At 34.4% G+C, this 3764-nt stretch carries 4 protein-coding genes; 1 reads left to right on the top strand and 3 read right to left on the bottom strand.

The genetic code is table 11. From position 1 onward, the window contains the following. The first annotated feature begins 320 nt into the window (after nt 1–320). Nucleotides 321–1109, top strand: coding sequence for an aminoglycoside nucleotidyltransferase ANT(3'')-IId (gene ant(3'')-IId, locus HX124_RS17760; protein ID WP_038350081.1), 789 nt, complete (start codon nt 321–323; stop codon nt 1107–1109). Nucleotides 1110–1235: 126 nt separating this feature from the next. Here the strand turns inward: ant(3'')-IId and HX124_RS17755 are convergent, their stop codons facing one another. The 3 genes from HX124_RS17755 to HX124_RS17745 form a co-directional block, all read right to left on the bottom strand. Continuing rightward, nucleotides 1236–1694: a 2-thiouracil desulfurase family protein gene (locus HX124_RS17755; RefSeq protein ID WP_077170035.1), complete on the bottom strand. Its 459-nt coding sequence runs from the start codon at nt 1692–1694 to the stop codon at nt 1236–1238. 234 nt (nt 1695–1928) lie between these two features. Beyond that, nucleotides 1929–3094, bottom strand: a protein-coding gene (locus HX124_RS17750) for an IS3 family transposase (RefSeq protein WP_119285041.1) whose coding sequence is annotated in 2 segments (ribosomal slippage) — nt 1929–2836 and nt 2836–3094 — 1167 coding nt in all. Because the reading frame shifts where the segments join, the coding sequence is not laid out codon by codon here. Nucleotides 3095–3414: 320 nt separating this feature from the next. Next, nucleotides 3415–3645 carry a hypothetical protein gene (locus HX124_RS17745; RefSeq protein WP_195157021.1) on the bottom strand — a complete coding sequence of 77 codons (231 nt, stop codon included), beginning with the start codon at nt 3643–3645 and terminating at the stop codon, nt 3415–3417. Between the last annotated feature and the right edge of the window lie 119 nt (nt 3646–3764).

The following is a 3764-nucleotide window of genomic DNA, read 5'->3' as shown; positions in this document are numbered from 1 at the left end:
TTGAATGATTTCTTCTTGGTCTACGTGCCATAAAATACTCCATATATTGATGTTTATAACATCATTTGAGGAGCAGAGTATCACTTATAGGAGTTGTTCAAATTTCCGGATCCATCTCTAAGTGAGGAGGAAATGACTCTTACTATTCAGATGTTGTTTCAAGCTTTTTTTGATTGATAGAGTTTTATGTATTAAACTCTATATTGAAAGTAAATATATTGTAAAAATAGTATGTTATTTACTAATTGATTAAATTATTTACACTTATTCTGTATAATGCTCTATGAATTCATTACTTATTTTTTTAAATTAAAAATCATATGCAAAGCTTAAATGATGAAGAGTGTCGCCAAGTTGAAAGTGTAAAACAGCTTTTACAAAAAAATTTTAAAGATAAGCTTTATGCTATTTATTTATATGGTTCGTATGTTGATGGTGGTTTAAAACATAAAAGTGATCTTGATATTTTAGTTATTATTGAACGTGAAATTACCGATCAGGAAAGAAAACAATTAGCGCAGAATTTTCTAAATATATCTGTTCCGATTGGTCATGCTACAGCGCGTGCCTTAGAAATTACGATATTAGAAAAAGGGAGTATTACCAATAAAAATCATCCATATACATATCAGCTACAATATGGCGAGTGGTTGAGAGAAGAATTACTCAAAGGTGAATTACTTTATAGTCAATCTGATCCAGATATTAGTATTTTACTTAAAACTGCCCAATTACATAACATTACTATCTTTGGACCTGATATTTGCGATTGGTTAAATCCAATTAGCTATGAACAATTAATATTTGCCATGCAAAAAACTTATCCACAAATTATTGCTCATTGGAAAGACGATCAGGATGAATGTAATCAAATTTTAGCGCTATGCCGTATAGCTTATACATTAGATCATAAAACAATAGTTGCCAAGGATGTTGCTGCGACATGGTTTTTAGAATTCTTAAGTCAGATAGATCAAGACATTTTGCAACTCATAATAGATGAATATATTGGGCAAGGTCATGAGCAATGTTGGTTAGTTTTACATGATCAGCTTGCTAAAATTGTTAAAGAATTACAGCATAAAATTGAACCACTACTTTTTAACTGATGTGGAAGTAATGGATATGCTTCTTAGATTATTACCTCACTATATCTCTAAATACCGAAGAGACTTGATATTGCAAAGGGGGGCGTGGTTGGAGTTGCATGAAGATTTTAAATAAAAGCGGAGGAACTAGGGTAAAAGTTGCCAAAAAGTTTCTTCTGAAATGACTTTTATATTATGACGTTTAAGCAAAGCGGAGGTAACTCCATTGCCATAGATCTTATTCCCATTAAATTGACCATCGTAAATCATTGAACTACCACATGAAGGGCTATTTTCTTTAAGCACTACCAGAGTAGCTTTTAATAATTGAACTTTTTTTAAAGTTCTATATGCCCCTTCAATATAGATTGAAGTCACATCCTTTCCTGATTTTTCAATTACACAGGCTTTTCCATCTAAGACATCATCGCCATTACCTCCCGAAATCTCGGCAGGTTCGCGTGGTGTTGATAAACCGCCAAGAATCTCTGGACATACCATAGTAGCTTTTCCATCTTTGACTAATTTTTCGATTTTTTCGTTTAAGCTATGCGTCCCGTTATAACGTACCTTTAAGCCAGCCAGACAAGAACTTACTAAAATCATATTTCCTCTATGAAAAAGATATGTATCGATTTGCTATTTAGCCAGTACCTATTATTTTTTAAAATTAATAGGTTAGTGCTATGGATAAAACAAGAATTTAAATATGATCAATGCAAAGTGAGTTATTTTTTTTCTAACCCACAAAGCTTATAGATTAGTTTGATCCTTTTTGTTTAGAAAATTTATCAACAGTGATGTGTGCTGAATTAGCAGGAGACTTTCACTTGGGAGATTCTAGGCAGCTAACCGATAAAAGTCTTCTGCCATTTGATTTGGTGTCTTAAAATCCAAGCCTTTTTGAATTCTTCGCTGATTATAAAATAACTCTATATATTTTGTAATATCCGCTTTGGCTTCTTCCCTTGTTTTGTAGTTGCGATGATGGACTAGTTCATTTTTGAGTATGCCCCAGAAACTCTCTATCGGTGCATTATCAAAGCAGTCGCCTTTTTTGCTCATTGAACCCTGAAAATCAAATTTCTCAAGTAAGTTTCGATATTCATTACTGCAATATTGGCTGCCTCTATCTGAATGTACAATGAGATCTTTAGCAGGTTTCTGATTGCGAATAGCCATATTCAATGCATCACAAACAAGCTTGGCTGTCATGCGCTCATTTAAGCTATAGCCAACAACCTGTTTCGTGTAAAGATCTTTGACAGCTGCCAAGTACAACCAGCCCTCAGCCGTCCAAATGTAGGTAATGTCACTCGACCACGCAAGATTAGGCTTCGTCATTGAAAACTGTTGCTTGAGTAAATTGTCATAAATAGAACGGTTGTGATCACTGTTCGTGGTTCTTTTGAAACGCTTATGGCGCTTACAATACAACTGATTTGATTTTTTTATTTGGCGCACAGCATACGTACTTATTTTGATACCTTGCGCTTGTAAATGCTTGGTTAATCGAACATAGCCATAGCTTTGTTTGGTTTCTTCATGGGCTATTTTGACCAAAATTGTCTGCTGATTTCGCTGAATTGATCTTTTACTCATGCCTCGCTTTAGCCAATCATAAAAGCGAGAAACGGATACACGAAGTAATCGAGCCATTAAAATAATCGGAAATAAGTGGCTTTGCGATTTCATATAGGCGTACCTCACTGACTTTCTTTGGCAAAGTACGCTGCTGCCTTTTTTAAAAATTCACGTTCCATTTCAGCTGTTTTGAGCTGTTGTTTAAGCTTCTTATTTTCTTCGAGTAAGGCGTTTAGATCGGGCGAATACTGTTTTGTGCCTGCTAAAGTTCCAGCCTTTGCTTTGTTATTCCAGTTCGAAAGGGTTTGCATTGAAATGCCAAGTTGTCTAGCGGATTCCGATACATTACCTTGGTTCTCTTCAATGGCTTTTATGGCTTCAGCTTTAAATTCTGCGGTGTAAGTCTTCTGTTTCTTGCTCATGGTAAACTCCTAATGAGTATGTATAGTTTACCAAGTTAAACCCTCCTGTTTTTTAAGCACACATCAAGGTTTGTCATTAACATGATAATCAAATCAGTAGCTTAATTCTTCTAACTAACCATAATGACATCATGCTGCGACTCAAACGATGTCATCATGAGTATAAGACGACTCAACCTGTGTCATTTTTACTTTGGAAACCGGACATTTCTATTTTGGAGTTACAACTGAATTTCGCATAAGAGATTTTATGTTAAATAGCCCTCGATTGAGGGCTTTGAATATTTTAGTTAGAAGGTCTTAATTTATAATTTAAGTGGTTAAATACCACTTGTACTTATGATTTCATTTAGTTTTATGAAGTAATCATTGTAAATACGTTGAGCTAGAGTACCATTTTTTATATTGACCCAAATATCACCATTGCTATCCCAGTGAGCTAACTCTGGAATATCAATATAGATAGGCCAATTAGGTGACTGACCTAATTTAATAGATGGAAATTGTTCTTGAACAAGATTTAATAACTTTTCTCGTTCTTCTACAGTCACAATTACATCTGTAAAATGAACCGTACCGGGTTTGTCGGAGACTTTTTATTTAAGTTAGGCCACCTGACCTAACGGATTAATTTTATCATAGTACATTGCTTCAAAATCAAAAGGTGGCA

The sequence above is a fragment of the Acinetobacter sp. 226-1 genome, assembly GCF_030329325.1.
In the GTDB taxonomy this organism is placed as follows: domain Bacteria; phylum Pseudomonadota; class Gammaproteobacteria; order Pseudomonadales; family Moraxellaceae; genus Acinetobacter; species Acinetobacter sichuanensis.
This window is presented reverse-complemented; position numbering and strand designations above follow the sequence as displayed.